The organism is Schaalia canis (assembly GCF_003858455.1).
Taxonomy (GTDB): Bacteria; Actinomycetota; Actinomycetes; order Actinomycetales; family Actinomycetaceae; genus Pauljensenia; species Pauljensenia canis.
The window spans coordinates 189,297-211,621 of the sequence record NZ_RQZF01000002.1 but is presented as its reverse complement, the minus strand read 5'-3'; the positions used below and the strand labels follow the sequence as shown (position 1 = coordinate 211,621).

21 protein-coding genes are annotated in these 22,325 nt (G+C 58.3%); 13 read left to right on the top strand and 8 right to left on the bottom strand.

The annotated features are described in order from the left end of the window. Positions 1–65: 65 nt before the first annotated feature. The 3 genes from EII11_RS03360 to EII11_RS03350 form a co-directional block, all read right to left on the bottom strand. Positions 66–377 (bottom strand): transposase, encoded by a 312-nt coding sequence (locus EII11_RS03360; RefSeq protein WP_124868603.1) that lies wholly within the window; start codon positions 375–377, stop codon positions 66–68. 218 nt (positions 378–595) lie between these two features. Beyond that, the gene (locus tag EII11_RS03355) at positions 596–1,216 is read right to left on the bottom strand and encodes a uridine kinase family protein (protein ID WP_165867043.1); all 621 of its coding nucleotides are present in this window, start codon (positions 1,214–1,216) and stop codon (positions 596–598) included. Positions 1,217–1,345: 129 nt separating this feature from the next. Next, complete coding sequence (locus EII11_RS03350; RefSeq protein ID WP_124868599.1) at positions 1,346–3,613, bottom strand: hypothetical protein; 2,268 nt, start codon at positions 3,611–3,613, stop codon at positions 1,346–1,348. 373 nt (positions 3,614–3,986) lie between these two features. On the opposite strand from EII11_RS03350, the gene EII11_RS03345 reads away from it, so the two are divergent. The 4 genes from EII11_RS03345 (at position 3,987) to EII11_RS03330 (ending at position 7,382) form a co-directional block, all read left to right on the top strand. Then, positions 3,987–4,910, top strand: coding sequence for a PRD domain-containing protein (locus tag EII11_RS03345; RefSeq protein ID WP_124868597.1), 924 nt, complete (start codon positions 3,987–3,989; stop codon positions 4,908–4,910). Between the two features lie 19 nt (positions 4,911–4,929). After that, positions 4,930–6,510 carry an N-acetylglucosamine-specific PTS transporter subunit IIBC gene (gene nagE, locus EII11_RS03340; RefSeq protein ID WP_124868595.1) on the top strand — a complete coding sequence of 527 codons (1,581 nt, stop codon included), beginning with the start codon at positions 4,930–4,932 and terminating at the stop codon, positions 6,508–6,510. Positions 6,511–6,538: 28 nt separating this feature from the next. Next, entirely contained in the window at positions 6,539–7,027 is a 489-nt protein-coding gene (locus EII11_RS03335) for a PTS sugar transporter subunit IIA (protein ID WP_124868593.1), read from the top strand. A gap of 91 nt (positions 7,028–7,118) precedes the next feature. Further along, entirely contained in the window at positions 7,119–7,382 is a 264-nt protein-coding gene (locus tag EII11_RS03330) for an HPr family phosphocarrier protein (protein WP_124868591.1), read from the top strand. Between the two features lie 109 nt (positions 7,383–7,491). On the opposite strand, the gene EII11_RS03325 is transcribed toward EII11_RS03330, so the two are convergent. After that, on the bottom strand, positions 7,492–8,493 hold the full coding sequence (locus EII11_RS03325; protein ID WP_420820439.1) for a sugar-binding transcriptional regulator: 1,002 nt from the start codon (positions 8,491–8,493) through the stop codon (positions 7,492–7,494). Positions 8,494–8,694: 201 nt separating this feature from the next. Between EII11_RS03325 and EII11_RS03320 the strand changes: the two genes are divergently transcribed. Together EII11_RS03320 and glpK are read left to right on the top strand one after the other, a co-directional pair. Then, a complete protein-coding gene (locus tag EII11_RS03320) occupies positions 8,695–9,420 on the top strand; it encodes an MIP/aquaporin family protein (protein ID WP_124868946.1) in 726 nt (241 codons plus the stop codon). A gap of 95 nt (positions 9,421–9,515) precedes the next feature. Continuing rightward, positions 9,516–11,036 (top strand): glycerol kinase GlpK, encoded by a 1,521-nt coding sequence (gene glpK, locus EII11_RS03315; RefSeq protein WP_124868589.1) that lies wholly within the window; start codon positions 9,516–9,518, stop codon positions 11,034–11,036. 307 nt (positions 11,037–11,343) lie between these two features. On the opposite strand, the gene EII11_RS03310 is transcribed toward glpK, so the two are convergent. The 3 genes from EII11_RS03310 to EII11_RS03300 all read right to left on the bottom strand — a co-directional run bounded on the left by EII11_RS03310 (position 11,344) and on the right by EII11_RS03300 (position 14,362). Beyond that, positions 11,344–11,901 (bottom strand): NYN domain-containing protein, encoded by a 558-nt coding sequence (locus EII11_RS03310; protein WP_124868587.1) that lies wholly within the window; start codon positions 11,899–11,901, stop codon positions 11,344–11,346. A gap of 125 nt (positions 11,902–12,026) precedes the next feature. After that, positions 12,027–12,743: a PspA/IM30 family protein gene (locus EII11_RS03305; protein WP_124868585.1), complete on the bottom strand. Its 717-nt coding sequence runs from the start codon at positions 12,741–12,743 to the stop codon at positions 12,027–12,029. A 116-nt stretch (positions 12,744–12,859) separates the two neighbouring features. Then, positions 12,860–14,362, bottom strand: a complete 1,503-nt coding sequence (locus EII11_RS03300) for a coiled-coil domain-containing protein (protein ID WP_124868583.1) — start codon at positions 14,360–14,362, stop codon at positions 12,860–12,862. A 161-nt stretch (positions 14,363–14,523) separates the two neighbouring features. Here EII11_RS03300 and EII11_RS03295 point away from each other — a divergent pair, with 161 nt between their 5' ends. The 7 genes from EII11_RS03295 (at position 14,524) to EII11_RS03265 (ending at position 20,960) form a co-directional block, all read left to right on the top strand. Continuing rightward, positions 14,524–14,901, top strand: a complete 378-nt coding sequence (locus tag EII11_RS03295) for a cold-shock protein (protein WP_124868581.1) — start codon at positions 14,524–14,526, stop codon at positions 14,899–14,901. Then, entirely contained in the window at positions 14,894–15,664 is a 771-nt protein-coding gene (locus EII11_RS03290; protein ID WP_124868579.1) for a DUF3027 domain-containing protein, read from the top strand. The genes EII11_RS03295 and EII11_RS03290 overlap by 8 nt, the downstream gene beginning before the upstream one ends. A 151-nt stretch (positions 15,665–15,815) precedes the next feature. Next, complete coding sequence (locus EII11_RS03285) at positions 15,816–17,267, top strand: NCS2 family permease (protein WP_124868577.1); 1,452 nt, start codon at positions 15,816–15,818, stop codon at positions 17,265–17,267. A gap of 290 nt (positions 17,268–17,557) precedes the next feature. Further along, the gene (locus EII11_RS03280; RefSeq protein WP_124868575.1) at positions 17,558–18,040 is read left to right on the top strand and encodes a DUF2975 domain-containing protein; all 483 of its coding nucleotides are present in this window, start codon (positions 17,558–17,560) and stop codon (positions 18,038–18,040) included. After that, positions 18,040–18,261 (top strand): helix-turn-helix domain-containing protein, encoded by a 222-nt coding sequence (locus tag EII11_RS03275; RefSeq protein ID WP_205649217.1) that lies wholly within the window; start codon positions 18,040–18,042, stop codon positions 18,259–18,261. Before EII11_RS03280 ends, EII11_RS03275 begins: the two co-directional genes overlap by 1 nt. A 109-nt stretch (positions 18,262–18,370) precedes the next feature. Then, entirely contained in the window at positions 18,371–19,600 is a 1,230-nt protein-coding gene (locus EII11_RS03270) for an MFS transporter (RefSeq protein WP_124868571.1), read from the top strand. Between the two features lie 106 nt (positions 19,601–19,706). Continuing rightward, positions 19,707–20,960: an MFS transporter gene (locus EII11_RS03265; protein ID WP_124868569.1), complete on the top strand. Its 1,254-nt coding sequence runs from the start codon at positions 19,707–19,709 to the stop codon at positions 20,958–20,960. Positions 20,961–20,970: 10 nt separating this feature from the next. Here the strand turns inward: EII11_RS03265 and serC are convergent, their stop codons facing one another. Continuing rightward, the gene (gene serC, locus EII11_RS03260) at positions 20,971–22,155 is read right to left on the bottom strand and encodes a phosphoserine transaminase (protein ID WP_124868567.1); all 1,185 of its coding nucleotides are present in this window, start codon (positions 22,153–22,155) and stop codon (positions 20,971–20,973) included. Between the last annotated feature and the right edge of the window lie 170 nt (positions 22,156–22,325).

Below are 22,325 nucleotides of genomic sequence, written 5' to 3'. Positions count from 1 at the left end.
TGAGCCAGCGTAGTGCAGATGAATACGTGCCCCGAAACGATCACGATACTCATCGATGAACGCGATCATTTCCTGGCTCGGGGGCCTGGTTCGGAGGCGAAAAAAGCCGAGGCAGCCTTGAGCAGTTCATTGACCTGGCGCAGCTCAGCATTCTCACGACGCAAACGCTTCACTTCCTCGGCAAGCGGGCCATCCTCATGGTCTTGATTCAACGCCGGGTCGTGATACCACCGGCGTACAGTCTCGTAAGCAACCCCGAGCTTCTTGGCAATCACACCAATCGCCTTGGTTAACGACATCGTCTTATCAGCAGCCAGACGATCATTCACCAAACGAACAGCGCGCTGCTTAAACTCCACATCAAATTGCTTCGGCACAAGAACCATCCTTTCAGGTTTCACCACGGAACAAAACCCAGGACGGTTCAGCTCGGACATCGGCGAAGCGCTGCCGCGTGCACTATCGCGTCGTTTGTGTGCTCGGCGATTTGCTAGATGCTGGCGAATTCCCTAACCTCTGCCGCATCAGCTCAATGCTGATGTGAGGCGCTGCTGTATTGGCTGTTGCCATAGCGTTGGACTCCGATAGTGAAGGTTCAGTCTGCCTGAGCTGCCGCTGCAGTGGCCGCCATCTTTACTGCTTCGACGGCAGCCTCAAGGGAAGGTACTGGACGGCAGCCCAGAGCAGTCCACTCGCGAATCTGCCCCGGCTCGCGCTTGGTCAAATACAGGCCGCGCCGAATGAGTACGGGCACGGACTTGCGGTTCTTTTTAATGTCCCTGATAAACCGGAAGTAGGCATTACGCCACGGATTGCGGGCAATGCAGATCGCGTCAGCAAGAAGGCCACGCTCTTTCAACGCGGGTACGCAATGAGCGGCGAAAATCCCCTCGGCAACAATGACTGTCTCCGATGGATCAAGCTCAAGATGACGGCTGCCAATGACGGAACTTGTGGGAATGTCATAGTCGGGTGTGTCAGTTTGGCCCGTTGTGCACAGCTCAATCAAGGCTTCAATTGCGGCTTCTTTATTCCATGACCGAACATCATCCCAGTCAATGAGGTGTTCGTCGACCATCGGCATATTCGGGGTGTCAAAGGTGTGATAGAAGTCGTCCAAGCGGACAGAGCGTAGACCACAACGACGAGCCAGAGAAGACTTACCAGAACCAGATGGTCCCGTAATAATAATGACGCGCACCGGAGCCGTAGACATGATGATGAGGATACCGTTTTTCAACCGGGACTTTCCCCTCCTCGCACTGTGGGGCGCCACATGTGACACAGGTGTCGTGGCGCCCCACAGCAGTGTGGCCGAAAGGGAAGAGAATCCTCCTATCGGAAGTTAGCGGCGAGACAGGACAGGTAGTGATGCAGCAGCCGCCAGCGTCAGGCCCGACATGAGGAGCAAAACAGCCACGGACTGGCCATTTTCACCTGCCCCAGTTTGAGCAAGACGAGGCTTAGGTCGAATCGTCGCCTGGGGAGTCTGTGCTGGAGGAATGGCAGTGGATGGAGTGGCAGCAGGGCGCGTGACAGTGGGCTGGGTGACAGCAGGAGGCTTGACTGTGGGAGAGGTGCCAGGAGCAGGAGTGCCCCCTGGCGTCTGTCCGCCAGGCGTCTGTCCGCCGGGGGTCTGCCCGCCCCCTGGCGGTACGGGTGCCCTGAGTATATTCAGCTTGAGGATCGCCTGAGGCTTTGCACTGCCGCGTTCCCTGAGGGTAAGGAAGTGAATCCCGGGGCTGAGGTCAACAGGAATAGAGATGCTGGTGGACACGCGGCCTTGAGCATCAGCGGTAACCGTGCCCAGTAGACGCGGTGTTGAGTAGCTGTAAATGTCAACCATCGACAAGGGGGTGAATCCCCGCGCATCCAGTGTGAATGGCAAGCCTTGAGTCACCAGGCTAAGCGGGGCACCGGGCGCGCCAAGCTCAGGATGCGCATCAAGTAGTTCTGCCGATGTCGCAAATGGCGGCTGCGGGTTTACCACATCAAAGATCTGCTTGAACTTCCAACGCAGCACATGGGCGTGTGTCTCGATCAGGCCATCGGCTGACAGGCTTGTGCCGCTTTCGCTCCACCCTTGAGAGATCCACTCCCCGTCAGGCACCTTGACCTTAGTGGGGGTGACCTGCGGGTAGACAACAGGCAGACCCTCATAATCCGGGTAGGTGGTGACAACCTCGGCAGGTAGGGGTCTATCAGTGCCAACGGCTTCAACGCTGAAGCGATGGATGTGCGTGCGTTCTTTCGCCACCAGGGTGATGGTTGGGGCTTGGCTCACCGGGCCAGTTGGTGCTCCTTCAATGGACTGGAGCACATACAGCGGAGCGTCGGCGCCGTTGACGGTGAAGGTATCTCCAACGCTGATCGGCAGGGTGAGGGTGGAATTTTCCTGCACATACGTCGGCAGAGGCGTTCCGCCAGTGGTGGGGGCTGTGATGGCGGCCGAGGCGTCGGGTGTGCGCAGCACGTAAGACACGTTGTATGTCTCCCACTTGCGGTAGTCCCATACGGCACTATGGCCTTCGGTTTGGGTGAGCCCATCAGGAGAGAGCGTCGGTGACTCTGAGCGCCACTCCATCAAAGTCCATACGCCCTCGCCGGAGGGGTCAGGGCTGGTGGCACCGGCCGCCAGAGGGAAGGTAGGGCTAGCCTCGTGGGTGGGTGGGCCGACCGTGGCTAACGAGGGCGGCAGCGGGCGTGCGGCGGCGGAGAAGGCTTCGCCCGTGTAGGTGTGGGTGTAAGTGCGTGGTGTGGCGCTGATTGTGACCGTCACGTTGGAGGTGACCGGGCCGGTAGGTACGCCCTCAATGCGGGTGATGACGTAAGTGCGTTCAACGCCGCCGACGTTCAGGGGGAAGGTCTCTGCGGGGCTGATCCCAAGAGTGAGGGAGTGTCCATGGAGGACCGACACCGGTAACAACGCCGCTAAATCTGGGGTGGCGGGTAGGGGCGAACCGTCGGGCTGCGTGAAAGAGTAGGTGACGGTGTGGGCGGGGGTAGCCTCGTAGCTCCACTCCGAGACGAATACGAAGGTGCCCCGTGAATTGAGCGTGCGGGTGGCGTTAACGTCTGGACGCCAGCGTTGGAGCACCCAAGTGCCAGTACCGTCAGGGTCGGCCACGCGTGCACCGACAGGCTGAGGGAAGGAGGGGCGTTCTTCCTTCGTGGTGGGCCATCCGGCACTGAGCGAGGCAGGGAGGGCGCGCCCATCGGTTTGGGACAGGGCTGTGTATTTCTGGTAGTAGGTGTTGTAGGAGGTGCCCTTTTGATAGAAGAAGGTGACTTTGATGGGTTTGCCGGGGCCCTGGCTCTCGGGGCTGATGTCGATCATGGGGTAGCTGTAGAGCCTGTTATTTGAGTGGAGGAGGTCAATGTCGCCAGGGGATTGTGGCAGTGCGGATTCTTCGCGATCCCAGTGGGTGGGGACGGGGCGGTCGGTGGCGCCGCGAATGGCGTCACTTGGGGCTCCTGCGATGAAGTCGAAACTGACTTCGGCGGGTACGGGGGCGGCAGTGGCATTGGGGGTGAGGAGGAAGAAGGGGAGGATGAGCGCTAGGAGAGCACCGAGGGTGATTGGAAGGATAGGGCGGGGGCGTGAGGGCAACATGACCAGACTCCTTGGCCAAGACAGATGAGGTCATCGCGTGTGGGGTGAGCGAGAAGGTGGATATTTCGCTGCGTCGCAGAAATATCGGCGGGGTGTGCGGTCGCGCGTGAGGGAGATTCCCTGGGATTGGTTGGGGTTGATTTTAGTCACTTCAGGGATTTTGTGGCCTTTTCGGGCAGATGTGCAGGGGGTGCGAACAGAAAATGACCAAAGGGTGGTTGATGTCTTGATAACATGTGTTTGTTGAAGGTTATTGACACGGCAGAGTCCTGTGTCATAATTTCCTCAGTAATACCGCTCTGGGTGTCACTGTTCGGCAGGCATCACTGGAGAGAAGCGGATTTTCCCGCCCTAGCTCAACGAGGAGCCTCCTGTGTACGACCGCGCGCCTGGTGCTGACCCCGAATACCGGGTCACCCATGTCCTGAACAATAACGCGGTTGTTGTGCGCTCAGAATCAGGATTATCTGTTCTTGTTGGCACCGGCATCGGATTTAACCGCAAGGTGGACGATCCGATTGACCCCGCAATCGTCCAGCAGCAATACGTTGCTATTGAACCTGACAAGATCCACTACCTCACCCTTTTGAACGGTCTCGATCCTGAGCTCCTGAGCGCGATCTCTGAAGGTGTAGAACTGGCAACGAAAACCCTTGGCCATCTGCATCCGTCGATTTATCTGCTTCTCACCGACCATCTTGCCTTCGCTGTCGAACGTTTCCGCGATGGGCAGGTCATTCAGAACAACCTCCTGCCTGAAATCCGCGCCTTCTTCCCCGCAGAGTTTGAGGTAGCCGAACTCGTTCTGCATCACATCAATACGCGCGTTGGTGTTGAGCTTCCCCTTGACGAGGCTGCCTTCATCACTCTTCACCTCAACGCTGCACGCTCCGGTGAATCAGTCAAGCGCCCGTTAAGCAGGGCCAATGCACTTGCGGGCGTGATCGATCAAGCTCTTGCGCGACTCAAAGTAGCAGAATGCCCACGATCCCTGCGCGAAGACTTGAGTGCCGCTCTTGTTGCCCTCGTGGATCGTATCGAGACTGGCCGTGCACGACTCTTCAGCGTTCCTCGGTCCATTGCGCGCGACCTGCACGATGAGTGGACGCATGCTGAATGGATTATTTTGACTCTGCTTGGCGAGGCGCCCGCGCACAGCAGTAACACTTCAGGCGCCCTGATCCGAGGAGGGATCTCCTCTGAGCAGAGACTAGGAGAGACTGCTTTTCTGGCGGTGTTTCTCCACGGATGGATCTACGATCTTCAACACAATTCCATCACTCAACAAAGGAGTTAGAGAAGTGAAAGATAGGATCATGACGAGCCTGCAAAGGTTCGGTAAAGGCCTGATGGGAGCGGTGGCAGTCATGCCCGTCGCTGCCATCCTCATGGGCATCGGCTATTGGATTGACCCCGACGGCTGGGGCGGCAACAGCGTAATCGCCGCTATCCTCATCAAAGCCGGTGCAGCTGTCCTCGATAACCTTGGCTACATCTTCGCCATCGCCCTCGCTTTTGGTCTTGCTAAGGATTCCAACGGCGCTGCTGCCCTTTCCGGTTTCCTCGGCTTTACCACTGTCACCTTCCTCATCAACGAAAAGTCTGTGGCTGGATACCAGGGGGTTGACCTGGCTGCGCTGAAAGAAGCAGGCGGTGACGAACTGCTGGCATGGACCGCACAAGGTTGGGGTGCTGTTGGCCCCAAGAATGTGCTTTTCGGCATCCTCGTTGGTCTGTTGGCTGCTTGGACGTACAACCGTTTCCATGCCGTGAAGCTTCCCGACTTCCTCGCCTTCTTCTCCGGACGCCGCTTGGTCCCGATCCTCATCACCTTCTTCTCGATGCTTCTAGCACTGGTGCTTTACTTCGTGTGGCCAATCCTCTATAGCGTGCTGTTCAACTTCGGTCAGCTCATTCAGGGGATGGGTGCTCTTGGCGCAGGTATCTACGCCTTCTTCAACCGCTTGCTGATCCCCACCGGTCTGCATCACGCTCTCAACTCGATCTTCTGGTTCGACGTTGTCGGTATCGATGACATTGGCAAGTTCCTTGGTGGCGCCGGCACCATCGAAGCTGCTGCCGCTGCAACAGATGCCGCATCCTGCCCCGGCCTGTGGGCTGACGGCGTGTGCACCGTTCAAGGTGTTGTTGGCCGCTACCAGGCTGGTTTCTTCCCCGTCATGATGTTCGGTCTGCCCGCTGCCGCTCTGGCTATGTACCTGCGCGCGGACAACCCCCGCAAGAAGATTGTTGGCTCCCTCATGATGGCTGGCGCTCTGGCTTCCTTCTTCACCGGCGTGACCGAGCCTCTGGAATTCGCCTTCATGTTCGTTGCGCCCCTGCTCTACATTGTGCACGCAATCCTCACCGGTATCTCGGTCTTTATCGCCGCTTCTATGGGATGGACCGCAGGCTTTGGATTCTCAGCAGGCTTTGTCGACATGCTGCTCTCTTCCCAGAACCCCATGGCTAACCAGTGGTACATGCTGCTTGTTCTGGGCCTTGTCTACGCAGTGGTTTACTTCCTCGTCTTCTACTTCCTCATTGGTCTGCTCAACCTCAAGACCCCTGGTCGTGGCGATGACAGTGACGAGGGTGCCACTCTTTCTGGCAATGCCGAGATGAATGACGTTGCGTCGACTATCCTTGCTGGTCTAGGCGGTGTAGAAAACGTTGAATCGGTTGACTATTGCGCTACCCGCCTGCGTGTAGCGGTCAAGGACCACCTGGGTGTCAAGGAAGCGGAGATTAAGCGCGCTGGCGTTGCCGGTGTGATCCGTCCGTCCCAGAAGACGGTTCAGGTGATTGTTGGCCCACAGGTCCAGTTCGTCTACGACGAAGTGGCTCGGATCCTTTCCGACAGCAGTGTCACACTGCTGGGCGAACAGGATGTGTGAACCAACAGGAACTACCTGAGGAATAGACATGTTCGGTCTTGGTAAGAAGAAGATTGTCGTCGCGTCACCCTTTGCTGGGCAGGTTGTTCCTGTCACTGAGGTGCCAGATCCCGTTTTCGCTCAGCGTATGCTCGGGGACGGATTCGCCGTGATTCCTGAAGAGGGGGCTAGCGTCGTGAATGTGTGCTCCCCGATCTCGGGAACGCTGCGCAAGATCTTCAAGACCTTGCACGCTTTCGCAGTTGTTGGCGATGATGGGGCTGAAATCCTGGTTCATATCGGTTTGGAAACCGTTGAACTCAAGGGAGAAGGCTTCACCGCCCTCGTTGAAAGCGGCGCGAAGGTGACGGTTGGCCAGCCCATTATTTCCGTTGATGTGGCGGCAATCCGTGCCGGTGGGCGCACCCCCATCACTCCGGTGGTCTTCACCAAGAACGGGCAAGTCTCCGATGTCTCCATCACCGACTCTCACCCGTCAATGGCGGGTGTGAAGGTAGCAACGGCGCGTTTCGCCTAACACACCTGAAAGAGTCGGCGTGCGCTGTCCGCGCGTATTCGCAGTTTCGAATACGCGCGGACAGGGGGAGACCGAAAAACCAAGGAGAATAATGGTTTCCCGTACTGCAACTGTTGCTTCCGCTGTGGGCCTGCATGCCCGCCCTGCCGCGATCTTCGCTCAGGCTGTTGATGACACCGGTTTCGATGTCACCCTGACTTATGGGGATGAAGAAGCTGATGCCGCCAGCGTTATTGAAGTGATGGCTCTTGGAGTTGGGCACGGCGATGAGGTTGTCCTCAGCTGTGAAGATGACGCCGCAAGTGATTCCCTTGATGCTCTTGTCGAGCTTTTGGGACGTGATCTTGACGCCTGAGCGTCACAACATATGGGCTGGGTCAGAACAGTGTCGGTTCTGACCCAGCCCATTGCGTTCGCGCGGTGTGCGAACGCGGGAGTGTCCCTATGTCGAGTAGATTTTATCGCTACTTTGCGATTCTGCTGCGCGCCTGTTGAGCTTTGGCGTGGTGTGCGCGCTGACGCACGAGGTCCATAAGCGCGCGGGCGGCCGCATCATCAAGAACAAGGTCGGTAGCGACCTTGGCGCGAAGTGCTCCCAGCAGAGGCAGAGCTTTTCCGGTGCCTGAGACGACGAGGAGCCGTCGGGGAATCTTTTGAAGTGTTTCTGGAGTGGGGCCCGAGGCTCGTTTATTGAGAGGAAGATCGGTGGTGCCGTCCTCTCGAATGAGAACGGTGCAGACGTCCCCAACGACGCCATCAGCTTGAGCCTCAGCGATTTCCTGGGGGTCAAGGTAGCCCGATGAGTAGACGTGTGAGGGCAGAGTGCCTGTTAATGATCCCACGCCAAAGAGAGCGACATCAGCGCGGTCGATCGTGTCGAGGACGGAGCGGATCGAGCGTTCTCGCCACATAGCGTCACGCGTGTCCGGGTAGTCGAAGAATGCGGGGACAGGGAACTGCACGGTGCGTGAGCCGAAGGCTTGGGCGGCCTGGGACATGATGGAGTCCGCGTAGGGGAGGCCCGATTTGGCGGCGTTGACGGCACCGTTGAGTTGAACGACTGTTGATCCGGGGAAGTGGACGCGAGGAAGGTTGCGGGTGACCTCCGAGGTGGTGTTACCCCAGGCGACTCCGAGGGTTGCGCCGGGCTCCATGAGTTCAACGAGGCGTTCTGCAGCAACGAGGGCGACGTTGTGGAGGCGGTTGACTTCGGTGTCAACCTCGCGGACGGGGACGACGGAGGTGCGCACCCCAAAGATCTCAGAGATTTGGCCAGCTAGCGTGCCGCGAGTGCCGGGCGCTGCGGCCACGGAAATGCGGACGAGGCCGGTCTCGCGGGCGTGAGCCAGGAGTCGAGAGATCGACGATCTGGAGATCCCAAGGTGGTGTGCGATGTTTTCCATCGTGTGGCCTTGGAGGTAGTACATTGAGGCGGCTTCATGAGCCTGTTCGTCACGGATGGTCACAAACACTAGTCTCTCATGCACAGCCGTTCAGGTGAAGCGAATTTTTGTGCGGACACTGTGATAATTGCAATGAAGTCGCAACACTCTGCGACTATCGTCCTAATCCGGTGCAACGGAGCTCCGAAGAAAGGTACAAGTACAGTGTTTGCAGCACTCTTTTCCTCCGGGCTAACACCCCCGCTGAGTGGCGGACAGATCTTTATGTCCGAGTTTTTGGGGACAGCAGTCCTCCTCCTTCTAGGCGGTGGCGTCGTCGCTGCCGCAATCTTACCCAAGACCAAAGGCAACGGCGGCGGCTGGCTGCTCATTAACTTCGGCTGGGGTTTTGCCGTCTTTGCTGGCGTCTACGTCGCCTACGCCACGGGCGGTCACCTTAACCCTGCAGTGACGCTGGCGAAGGTCGTCGGCAACATCATTAACCCGGAAGTGGAACTCTCTGCAGGGGTTCCCGTTACCGGCATGAATATCGCGATCTACGTCCTCGCACAATTCCTTGGAGCCTTCGTTGGCGCCGTGGTTATGTGGCTCACCTACAAAACCCACTTTGACGAGGACTGTGACCCCGCAACCAAGCTCGCCGTCTTCTCCACCGGCCCCGCAATTCGCAACTACGGCTGGAACCTCGTGACAGAAATCGTCGGCACCGCCATGCTGATTCTCTGGATCTACGTCTCTGGCTACACCGAATCAGCGCTTGGACCACTTGGCGTTGCCATCATCATTGTGGTGATCGGTAACTCCCTGGGTGGCCCCACCGGCTACGCCATCAACCCCGCCCGTGACCTTGGCCCACGTATCGCCCACTTCGTACTGCCCATTAAGGGCAAGGGCGACTCTGACTGGGCGTACTCCTGGGTTCCGGTCGTCGGCCCCCTCATCGGCGCCGTCCTTGGTACTGTCCTTGCCTTCGGCAGTGGACTTGCCTGATCAATCACTGTTTCGGGATGCTGCAGTGGCGCAGCATCCCGAAACACTGAACACACTCGACATCCCACCCCCTGAAGAAAGTGAGAGGACAACACATGTCTGATCAAAAATTCGTGATGGCTATTGACCAGGGAACAACATCATCTCGCGCCATTATCTTCAACCACGCTGGCGAGATCGTCTCCATTGGCCAGCAAGAATTCACCCAAATCTTCCCCAACCCCGGTTGGGTCGAACACGACCCCAAGGAAATCTGGGAATCAGTCCGCGCTGTCGTCGCTGATGCCCTCCACAAGGCTGACATCAACCGCCACTCCCTAGCAGCCGTTGGCATCACCAACCAGCGTGAGACCACTGTCGTCTGGGACAAGACCACCGGCGAACCCGTCTACAACGCCATCGTGTGGCAGGATACCCGCACCGCAGCCATCACCCGTGAGCTCGCAGGCGATAAGGGTATGGATCGCTACCGCGACATCTGCGGCCTTCCCCTGGCAACCTACTTCTCTGGCCCCAAGGTCAAGTGGATCCTCGACAATGTCGAGGGCGCGCGCGAAAAAGCAGAAGCTGGCGACCTGCTCTTCGGTAACACCGACTCGTGGGTGGTATGGAACCTGACCGGCGGCGTCAACGGAGGCGTGCACGTCACTGATGTCACCAACGCCTCACGCACCATGCTCATGGACCTGCGCACCCTGCAGTGGCGTGAAGACATCTGCGCCGACATGGGCATCCCCATGTCAATGCTCCCCGCTATCAAGTCCTCGGCAGAGGTCTACGGATACGGCGCACCTAACTCCCTGCTCATTGACACCCCCGTGTCAGCAATCCTGGGCGATCAGCAGGCCGCAACCTTCGGGCAGGCCTGCTTCTCCAAGGGCATGGCAAAGAACACCTACGGCACCGGCTGCTTCATGCTGATGAACACCGGTACCGAGCCAGTGTTCTCTGAGAACGGTCTGCTCACCACCGTGTGCTACAAGATCGGTGAAGAGGCAGCCGTCTACGCTCTCGAAGGCTCGATTGCCGTCGCGGGCTCTCTGGTCCAGTGGCTGCGCGACAACCTCGGCATGATCGAAAAGTCCTCCGACGTGCGTAAGCTTGCAGAGACTGTTGAAGATAACGGCGGCGTCTACTTCGTCCCCGCCTTCTCTGGCCTGTTCGCTCCCTACTGGCGTGACGATGCCCGTGGCGCCATCGTGGGCCTGACACGCTACGTCAACAAGGGCCACATCGCTCGTGCCGTGGAAGAATCCACCGCCTTCCAATCGCGTGAAGTGCTGGACGCCATGAATGCCGACTCGGGTGTTCCACTGACCGAACTCAAGGTTGACGGCGGCATGACTCACGATGATCTCGTCATGCAATTCCAAGCTGACCTGTGTGGTGTGGACGTTGTTCGTCCCAAGGTCATTGAGACCACCGCACTCGGTGCCGCATACGCTGCAGGTATCGCCGTTGGCTTCTGGTCGGGCACGGAAGATGTCATCGCCAACTGGCAAGAAGGAAAGCGTTGGACCCCGGCAATGGATCAGGCCGAGGTTGACCGCACCTACCGCCTGTGGAAGAAGGCAGTCACCCGCACCTTCGACTGGGTTGATGAGGACGTCAAGTAAGCGCACCTGATTCCAACTCCGGCGCCGCCAGCATTCCCGCTGGCGGCGCCGCTGTGCCTGGGCAGGCAAGCAGATGAGTGGAGCTGTAATCGGCCATGAGCCACATGCTTCGCGACTCAACGCCTACCTCAGATGGTGAGGTGGCGCCCACCGCGTTGTCATTTGCGCACTGCATAACCTCCAGAAACGGCAACAACCCTCCCACGGACGGGGCAGTCCCTCAGGTAGAAAAATCCCCTTGGCTGCTGCAGATGGTGCGCGTAGCACCTGCAGCAACCAAGGGGGGATTGTTATGCAGCGTTGCGGCTTACAGGAACTCGAAGGGGTTGAAGTCCTCGACGTCAATAATGCGAATACGAGGCAAAGTGACCTGGAAGGCATGCACATCGTACTCGAGGTCAATCACCTCAAGGCCTTCCTCAATCAGCTCCTGGAGCTGAGTGGAGAGGAACTCGCGGAAACACAGGACACCCACCCTGCGACCCTGCGACAAAAGCTCTTGAATCTGAGGAACAAAATCGCCGTCATGGCTTGCGAGAATGACCGAGGCTCCTTCAATCTCGCTGATCGCTTCCAGGGTCTTTTGAATACCAAGGTCAACGACCTTCATGTCCGCAGGACCCGACAGGGGAATAGCCCGGTAGTCCATGGCATTGAGGGCCTGCACAAAGCCCATCGGAAGGTAACCATTGGAACCATTCAGGAAGAACAGACCGCGAGCCTGCTCGCCCCACTGCTCAGAAGCTGCTTGAAGAACCCGATCCCAGCGAGGACGCTCCTCAGGATTCGGACGACGGTCAAGGACAGACAAGCCTAACGTGGCATCAATATTTTCGCCATCGATTACCAGATAAGTAGTTTCCATACTGATAACCCTAGCCCGTGGGGCTGGGTTGCACGCGAGATTCGATGAAGGACTTAGACAAACAACAGGGGGCGATCAGACTCAGTCGAGTCTGATCGCCCCTCTGCAGGGAAAAGTAGTGAAGCTCAGTTCTTCGCCTTCAGCGCAGCAAATCTTGCCTCAAGGTCAATATCGACCTCGTCCGCCTCAAGCTCAGCAAACTGATCCTCAAGGGAAGCCGCGGCAATCTCGGCCTGTCCCTGAGCCATCGCCTCAGTGCGACGCACACGATCTTCAAAACGAGCCAACTCTGAGGTTGGATCCAGAACATTGATCGAACCGATCGCGTCATTGAGCTTCGTCTGAGCCTCCGCGCTACGCTGACGAGCAACCAGCTCGTCACGCTTGGACTTGAGCTGTTCAAGCTTGTCCTTCATGGTGGCAAGGCCGGTCTTTAACTTGTCAGCCATGGCATTTTGAGCCTCAATACGAGGCTTAGCATCAGCGGCCTCCCGCTCATACTGAAGCTGCTTACCCAGAGCGACGCGGGCGAGTCCATCCCACTTGTCAGCGCCAGCAGCATCACCTGCAGCGCGGAGCTGCTCAGCCTTATCAGAAGCCGCCTGAGCCTTGCGACCCCAATCAGCCGCAGTGGCAACGTCCTCTTCGTAATCCTTCTCAGCCAGACGCAGATCACCAACGGTCTGGGCTATCGCATTCTGAGCCTCAACGATGGAGTTGGTGTAGTCGCGGATCAACTGATCCAGCATCTTCTGAGGGTCTTCGGCGCGATCAAGAAGCGCATTGATATTGGCCTTCGCCAACTGTGCTACTCGGCCGAAAATTGACTGCTTCTCTGCCATGGTTTCCTCCAATAAAGGCTAGGAACGAACCGTCATTGTCAACATTAGTGTGAAATCAGGCGGTGGGCGCAGGGAAATCACAATCTCGCTGGCCTCACCTCAACGCCAAGAAGCCTCTAATCACGCTTACGCTTCTTTTTCTTCTTCCCGTCCAACGCTTCATCAATGACAACATCAACAACGGTATCCAAGGTTTGCCACAGCAAAGCCCCGCCCATTGACATCCCCATGGAAACGGTCTTATTCATCGTCATACGAGACGGAGACAGCATCTCAGGCAACTGCCCAAATGTCCCACCTGCAAAACCGCCCGGCATTGAGAACGGAGCAAAAGACCCCGACACGCGCTTAGCCGCCTCACTGGCATTATCAGAAGCACGCATTGACCGATCAGGATCAGAATGCAGGTGACGGCGAGCCTCTTCAAGGAAACGCTCCGCCTCATGAAGATCTGAGCGGGCATCCAAAGGCATCACGCCGCGGCGCGCCTCAAGGAACTCCCTCGCGCTGCGCACACTTGCCTCAGCATGATCAAGATAACGCTGAGCAGAAGCCGCTTGCCGAGCCTGATTCTCCTCACGGCTACGCAAAGGAGCCAAAGCAGCATCCAATGCTGCTTCAGCAGCGGTAAGCCTCTCCAAAGCCCCCAAAGGATCCCCCGACCCTTCACGCACTGCTTGCGCGTTCATAATGGCGGCGCGAGCCTCGTCAATGAGCGGCTCAAAGGCAGCATCATCAGCGTTGAGCCGCCGCGCATCAGCAAGATCATTCGTCAGCGACCCAATACCTGAAGCCAGGCTCTGGGCGGCGTCACGAATATGATCCTCAGCCTCAAAAATTGCACTCACCTGATGCTGCGCCATCGACAACGCCCGCGAAGCAGTCTCCAATGCTTGAATTGCCACATCTCGCTGCGACACCAACGCAGCCTCCGCGCGCTCACACGCCTGTCGAGCCTGATCCAACAGCGCGCGCGCCTGATCAGGATTATCCTCCAAAGATGCCAAAGAAGACGCTGGGAAAGACAGTGCCAAAGCACGCAGCTTCTCCTGCGCCGACGGAAGTTGCGCGGCGGTCTCCTCAATATGCCCGCGTACAGACGCTAAACGTGACTCAACCCCAGAATCCTGAGAGCGAAGTTCGGTGAAATGCTTCTGCTCCTCCAACAGAGTGGGGATCACGCCATCAAGAATGCCAATGATCTCCAAAGAGACACGACTCTTTTCCGCCTCTGTCGGGGCCGCACGCAGCGCCTCCTGCAAAGCAAAAGCACGAGGCAAAGCCTCCTCGGCCCGCCCCAGAGCACGCTCAAACTCCTGGCTGCGCACCTCCCCAAAACCAGCCTGAGCAAAGGCCAGTTCGTCACGGGCGAAACGGACAATCTCATCAGCCTGCAACAAACGTTGCTGGGCGGCAGCCTCGTCCCGCGCAGCATCGCGCGCGTAGGAACGCTGCACGCGACTACTCAGCGTTCGCCCCGAGCGAGAGCGCACAACGCTGACCACCACCCAGATCACAGCAATCGCAATAGTGGCAGCAACAACGAGGGATCCACCACCAACGACAGCGGATACAAGAGAATCCATCATTGGTAGTCGAAGGGCAACAAACAGGGCCACAGGCCTTCCCTTTCAGTGCATGAAGAATACGTTCTCCAAGATTAGTAGCCAGGTGTGTGTGATTACCTGTCGAAGAGCGGGCGTGGGCTGACTATCATTAGGGGAAGGTCTGTCAGATCAGTCCGGTCTGAAAAGACCATGAAACGTAAAGGAGTTCAATCGTGCCTACCGGGAAGGTGAAGTTCTTCGACACCGAGCGCGGTTTCGGATTTATCGCCGGAGATGACGGGAATGAGGTATTCCTGCACAGCTCCGCCCTGCCCGAGGATCTGCCCAACCCCCGTCCAGGTACCCGCGTCGAATACGGCGTGGCCGACGGGCGGAAAGGCCCCCAAGCCCTGTCGGTGCGCGTGATTGCCACACCTCCTTCCGTTGCGCGCGCTCAGCGCCGCAAGCCACAGGCGATGGTGCCCGTTGTTGAGGACCTCATCAAACTGCTCGACGCAGGCTCCAACCAACTGCGCCGCGGAAAATACCCCGATAATGCCCACCAGATTGCCAAGGTGCTGCGTGCGGTAGCAGAGGAATTCGATGCCTAAGACCACCGTCGCCCGCCCGCGTAAGATTCGCGAGGACGCCGTCCTCGTGAAGTCAGTAGAACGCGCGCGCGAGGCGGCACTGACGATCGCCAGAGAAAGCGCAGTAGGTGACCACCTCGGTTTTGAGATGGTCGCTGAACGTCTTGGCACCCACTACTTTGCCTCTACCGAGGCCGGTTACGTCGGCTGGCGTTGGGCTGTCACCATCGCCCGCGTTCCCCGAGGAAAGACCGCAACAATCTGCGAAATCGACCTCATCCCAGGTGAAGGGTCGCTTCTCGCGCCAGAATGGGTCCCCTGGGAAGAACGCCTCCTGCCCGAAGACGTCTCACGCGAGGACGTGCTGCCCTACCGGGCCAGCGACGAACGCCTCGATCAAGGCTACGAAGCCACAGGGGAAGACGCAGACGAGGTGCTCTCCCACGAACTCGGTTTAGGGCGCCCCCGTGTCCTCTCCGCTCAGGGGCGCGCTGAAGCGATCCAACGCTGGTACGCCTCCGAACAGGGGCCGAGGCGAGGTCGTCTCCCCAAAGCAACCTGCTCCACCTGTGGATTCCTCCTCAAGCTCTCTGGATCCATGCGCACAGTCTTTGGAGTATGCGCCAACGCATGGTCGGCTGATGATGGTCGCGTTGTCAGCCTGGACCACTCCTGCGGGTCGCACTCAGAAACGGACGTGCCCAAGGGAGGGACCGAATGGCCCGTTCGGCCCTCGCGTGTGAACGACTTCACCGTCGAAAATCACGCGATGCCAACGAGCTAAGTAAAAAGCCTGACGAGCACCGAAAACGAAAACCCACCGATCTTTGGTGGGTTTCGTTCTATCCTACCCGATGGACACAGCCAGTATCTCTAAGTGAGATGACAGGCGGAATATGTAGATTTTGCACCTTTGTTCAGGGCAGGATTTCCCTGTGAGCACAAAGACTGCGCCAAAGCGCGCCCACAGCACAGGTTCTGTCAGCCCTCTCGATTCCTTCTTCAAGATCAGCGAACGCGGATCCACCATCGCCCAGGAAGTACGTGGCGGTTTTGTCACCTTCTTCGCCATGGCTTACATCCTCGTCGTGAACCCCGCGATCCTGCAGAACGCAATCGGTGAAGGCTCCACCATTACCCCGGCAGGTATCGCCGCGGGCACCGCCCTCGTCGCTGGCATCGTCACCATCCTCATGGGTGTCGTCGCCAACTTCCCGCTGGCCCTCGCCGCGGGCATGGGCCTCAACGCCGTTGTCGCCTTCACCCTCGTTCTTGGCTCGGGACTGTCCTACCAGGAGGCCATGGGCCTCATCGTCTGGGAAGGCATCCTTATCACCATCCTCGTCCTCACCGGATTCCGCGAGGCCGTATTCCGCGCCGTTCCTCGCCAGCTCAAGACCGCAATCTCGGTGGGTATCGGCCTGTTCATCGCTTTCGTTGGCCTTGTCAACGCTGGCATCATCCGCCCCTCCCAGGGTGCCCCCGTGGAACTCGGCGTCCACGGCTCCCTTGCTGGCTGGCCCGCCCTCGTCTTTGTTTTCGGCCTGCTCCTGACCATCGTCCTGTACGTGCGCAAGGTGCCCGGCGCAATCCTCATCGGCCTGCTGTCCTCAACGGCTCTGGCCGTCTTCATCCAGTTCTTCGTTCACCTGGGCCCCAAGAACGCAGAAAACCCCACCGGATGGGGCCAGACCGTACCTGAACTTGGAGCACTGGTAGCTGTCCCCAGCTTCGACTCCCTCGGGCAGGTTGACCTTCTCGGAGCCGTCTCCAAGATCGGGCCTATCGCCGTTATCCTTCTGGTCTTCTCGCTGCTTCTGGCTGACTTCTTCGACACCATGGGCACGATGGTTGCTGTTGGTGGTGAAGCCCACCTGCTCGACAAGGAAGGCAACCCGCCCCGCTCCAAGCAGATCCTGCTCATTGACTCCCTTGCCGCTGTCTTTGGTGGTCTGGGTGGCGTTTCCTCCAACACCTCCTACATTGAGTCTTCCGCCGGTGTTGGCGAGGGCGCGCGCACGGGCCTGGCTTCGGTCGTCACCGGCGTGCTTTTCCTGCTGTCGACCTTCCTGGCCCCCGTTGTGGAGCTTGTGCCCACCGAGGCCGCGTCGACCGCGCTGGTATTTGTCGGCTTCCTCATGATGATGCAGGTGACTGAGATCGAATGGGATAAGCCCGAGATTGCCATCCCCTCCTTCCTTACCCTGGCCTTCATGCCCTTCTCCTACTCCATCACTGTAGGTATCGGCATCGGCTTCATCACCTACACCGTGATCCGCGCCGCAAAGGGCGAGGCCCGCCACGTCCACCCGCTGATGTGGCTGACCTCCCTGCTGTTCGTCTTCTACTTCCTGTTGGGCCCGATCCAGGCTCTGCTGGCAGGCTGACGTTCACTGTTCTGATTGACGAGGGCGGCCCCGCGCGCGTAGCGCGGGGCCGCCCTTCTTTGCTGCTGAGCTTTTGCTGGCGCTAATACTGCGTCTTGTTGTTTATCTTGCCCCGCACACGGGGCAAGATAAACAACAAGACGCAGTTTTGTGAAAGAGCGCGGCGAGGGAACAGATGTGCCTATTGACAAACGATAGATAACTATCGATAATCGATATATGCGTGGGTGGCGGTGGACACTTCCGTGATAGCCCACATCCGCACATGGACTGACGAAGGAGGAGTCTCAATGAAGAAGCGCTACATCCGCCTTGCTCAACTGGCGGTCATTCTCTTTGGCTGCACCACGCCCTTAGTGCAGCTCTTAGTGGTCTTCCTTGCTCAAGAGATCGGAAAGGAAGCTCCAGAGGTCGCCCACCTTGTTGTCCCATACTCCTGGGCCGGTGTGATCAGCATTGGTTTCTTCCAACTCTTCCTCGTGGGCATCTGGTACATGCTCCATCGCGTCTCCATTGGAGCCTTCTATACCTCCACCACCCTGCGTACCCTCGACCTCATGCGCCTTGCCTTCGCGCTCAGCGTGCTCATTCCCATTGGCGTCTTGCTTCATGCCACCTTCGGCACTGAAACAGGTATCGGCCCAGCCAGCGTGCTTCTTTTGTTCCTCATGCTCATTACCGCAGGCCCCGGCGTATTCTTGCTGCTGACCGTCCTGCGTCAACTCTTCATCGAAGCCCGCGTCAATCGCGAAGAACTGGAGAAGGTGATCTGATGATCCGGGTGACCATTGACCGCCTGCTCGTTGAACGGGGCATGAGCGTCAGTGACTTCGCTGATGCCATCGGCATCACCCCTGCCAATGTTGCCGTCTTGAAAAACGGTCGTGCCCGCGCCATCCGCTTCACCACCCTCGAAGCGATCTGCCGGGTCTTAGAGTGCCAGCCTGCCGATGTCCTCGAATATCTGCCCGACGAAGCCGACGCGAGCGCGTGAGTTATCTGCATCCCTGAAACGTGCACCCATACGGGCGGGAAAACCCAAGTGAGCCGTATCTGCTGAGATGCGCATTGAGAGCGCCTCCAGCCGGTGAGAAGATAAGGGAATGTCGCGCACCTTCGCATCCCTTGCTCACCACAACTTCCGACTGTGGTTTGCTGGAAATATCTTGGCCTCCTCAGCCATGTGGATGCAGCGTGTCGCTCAAGACTGGCTTGTCCTCACTGTGCTCACGGACAAGTCCGGCGCTCAGGCGGGCATTGTTATTGCCCTGCAATTTCTGCCCATGATGATCCTGTCCCCCTGGACGGGAGTTGTGGCCGACCGTGTCGACCGACGTACACTCGTTCAAATCACTCAGAGCATCAGCGCACTCCTAGGGCTCGGACTGGGAACGCTCATCCTCAGCGGCAGCATCCAGTTGTGGCACGTCCACCTCTTCGCCCTCGTTGGGGGCATCTCATCCTCTTTTGACGCTCCGGCACGCCAAGCCTTCGTTGCGGAAATGGTGCCACCCCATTCCGTGGCAAACGCGGTTGCTCTCTCTAGCATGTCCTTCACATCAGCTCGACTAATTGGCCCTGTAGGCGCAGGCCTCATTATTGACCGAGCGGGAGTGGGATGGGTCTTTATTATCAACGCGCTGATCTTCGTTGTCCCTGTTCTTCTTATCGCCCTTATGCGCGTCCATGAGCTCAACCCGCGCGATCACGCCCCGCGCGCCAAAGGGCAAATCCGTGAAGGCCTGCGTTACATCGCTGATCGCCCCGACCTCATCATCGTCTTTGTCCTCATGTCCGTGGTGGCTAGCCTCGGCCTGAACTTCCAGCTCACCAGTGCCATGATGGCCACGACTGTCTTCAACAAGGGAGCAGGAGAGTTCGGCTTACTCGCAACTTTTTCTGCCATCGGTGGCGTCACAGGTGCCTTGATTGCCGCCCGTATCGGTGCAGCTCGATTGAGATTCCTCATCCCGGCATCAGCAGCATTTGGTGTCATGCTCATAGTGGTTTCTCTTTCCCCCAACTATCTTGCCTACGCCCTGCTGGTCATTCCTCTGGGGACGGCCTCAATGCTCACTATGACCTCGGCAAACTCTGTCCTTCAAACGCGAACGCCTGACCGTATTCGAGGCCGAGTCATGTCTCTCTACACCATCATCTTCTTAGGGACGACACCCATTGGCGCCCCCTTCGTCGGCTGGGTGGGCGAAACCTATGGCGCACGGTGGGCTCTGGCAGTGGGAGGTATCGCATCCCTCAGCATCGCTGTCATCATGGGGGTGGCCCTCCTTGCACAACAGCGCCGCATACGTGACGGGAAGACAACGAGTTGAAAGGGCGCAGACAAGGGGCTTTAGGGAAAAACGGGGACTAAAGAGTAGGCTCTAAGAACAGCGACACCACCCCGAAACTCCCGCGAAAGAAAGGAAGGAAACACTCATGTCACGCACCTTCCAGTCCTTCGCCATCGGCAACTATCGTCTGCTTTTCGCCGGCATTCTTTTTGCCGCAGTGGGTATGTGGATGCAAATCCTCGCCCAGGACTGGCTGGTACTCACTGAACTCACTGACCATGATGCCACTCAGGTGGGCATTGTCACCGCACTGCAATTCCTCCCCCAGCTCATCTTGTCCCCCTGGGCAGGGCTATTGGCTGACAGAGTGGATCGGCGTCGTCTGCTGTACGTCACCCAACTTGCGTCAGCGGCCTCCGCCCTCGTCCTAGGGCTCCTCGTTATCAGCGGAATTGTCCAGCTATGGCATGTGTACCTCCTGGCGTTGGTCGTAGGTACCGTCTCATCCCTAGACGGGCCAGCACGCATGACCTTCGTGTCCGAGGTCGTCCCGAAAACTCACCTTGCCAACGCGGTCGGACTCAACGCCACCGCCTTTCACAGCGCACGCCTTGTTGGGCCAGCAGTCGCTGGTTTCGTCATTGACTGGGCCGGAACCGGCTGGGTATTCATCATCAACGCGGCTCTGTACATTGTGCCGCCCGCAACCTTGGCTCTGATGAAAGCATCAGAATTCCAACCGCGCACGGTCACACCGAAAGCGAAGGGGCAAATTCGAGAGGGAATCGCCTACGTTCGTAGCCGCCCAGAAATCATCATGGTCTTCCTGGCCGTCGCCGTGGTGGCAGGATTAGGACTCAATCTTCAAATGACTTCGGCCTTTATGGCAACCGAGGTGTATAACAAGCAGGCTTCCGAGTACGGAATCCTTGGATCCTTCATCGCTATTGGCGGCGTGCTGGGTTCCCTCATCGCCGCACGCCGACGCGCACCACGCCTACGCACGGTGGTGCTCGCTGCCGCAGGCTTCGGCATCGCTGAAACGGCCCTCGCATTGGCGCCGACCTTCGAGGCGTTTATGCTCCTGGCTATTCCTACAGGGTTCATGTCCTTGACGATGATGACCTCAGCAAACGCTCTGGTCCAACTCACTGCTGATGAGCATATCCGCGGGCGCGTCATGTCCCTTTACGGCATGATCTTCCTGGGAACTAGCCCGATCTGTTCGCCCTTCGTCGGCTGGGTGGCAGAGGCCCTTGGTGCGCGCTGGTCAATCCTCGTGGGTTCCTTGTCCTCCATTGCGGTGGCCATAGTCGTTGGCATCTGGGCCTACCTGTGGAGAAAGAGTCAGGGCATCACACCGACTCTCTTTGAGCTCCCACGCCGCCGCGCCTCGTAGCGGCACACACTCATACGCGTTGCGCGATCACCCAATCAATGCTCGCAACAAGCTTCTCCACGTCCGCAGTGTCCACTGAGGGGAATGTGGCAATGCGTAGCTGGTTGCGGCCCAGCTTGCGGTAGGGCTCCACATCCACCACGCCGTTTGCTCGCAGCACGCGAGCAAGGTAAGCCGCGTCGATCGCCTCGTCGAAATCAATGGTCGCCACCACAGGGGAGCGCCACTCCTCGCGTGGAATAAAAGGGGAAGCGAAAGGATGGGCCTTTGCCCATTCGTAAATGACGCCTGACGAGGCCCGGCAACGCGCCTCCATTGCGCTCAGGCCACCATGGGCGAGCATCCACTGAATCTGCTCGTCCATCATGATGAGCGTGGCAATAGCGGGAGTGTTGAGAGTCTGATTCTTCACCGAATTATCGAGAGCGACCGACAAATCCAAAAACTGCGGCATCCACCGGTCGGCTTGTCCATGCAGCGTACGAGCACGCTCCTGCGCAGCAGGGGAGAGGAACGCGAACCACAAGCCACCGTCGGAAGCAAAACACTTCTGCGGCGCAAAGTAATACACGTCGGTCGCAGTCACATCTGCAGCAACACCTCCAGCAATGGAGGTCGCATCAACAACGGTCAACGCATCCGCAGTCACCCCTGCGGACCCCGGAGTAACACGGTAGAGCGGCGAAAGAGCGCCGGTGGAAGTCTCATGGTGCGGGTAGGCACACAGATCGACATCGGGCCCCTCGTCTTGTGCGAAAGCGGAAAGGGCACGCTCATCAACGAGGGTTGCCACGGTGCCAACCTCGGCGGATATGACGAGGGAAGGGGAAAGGAAAGGGGCGGCAAGGGTTTCGTCAGCGAATTTCTGCCCGAACTCACCAAAAACTGCATGGGCGGCACGTGTGCGAACCAACGAGGTGGTAGCCACCGCCCAGAAAGCTGTCGAACCACCATTTCCGATGGCGATTTCCCAGTCGCTGGGAAGGTGATAAAGAGCGCGTAGACCCTCGCGGATGGAAGCAACGAGGTTCAGTACGGGTGCCTGACGGTGAGAAGTACCCATCAGGGGGCTTGCTGCCAGAGCGTTGGTGTGGGCTGGGCGGACCTTTGACGGGCCGCAACCGAATCGTCCATCGGAGGGTTGGAGATCGGCGGGCAGTACGGGTACGTCGCTTGGAATGTGAGAGGCGGCCATAGTGAAAATCTAGCCTGAAAGAGGCGGGGATGATTTCGGTCATGCTGATTGTGCGCATTTCGATAAAAAAGCGCACCCTGACAGGGGCAGTATTCTGCGGTTTTTCGCCATACCGAGACGAATTAGGAAAGAGACCATATTCTGAACAAACCTGTGGGAGTGGTATGCCA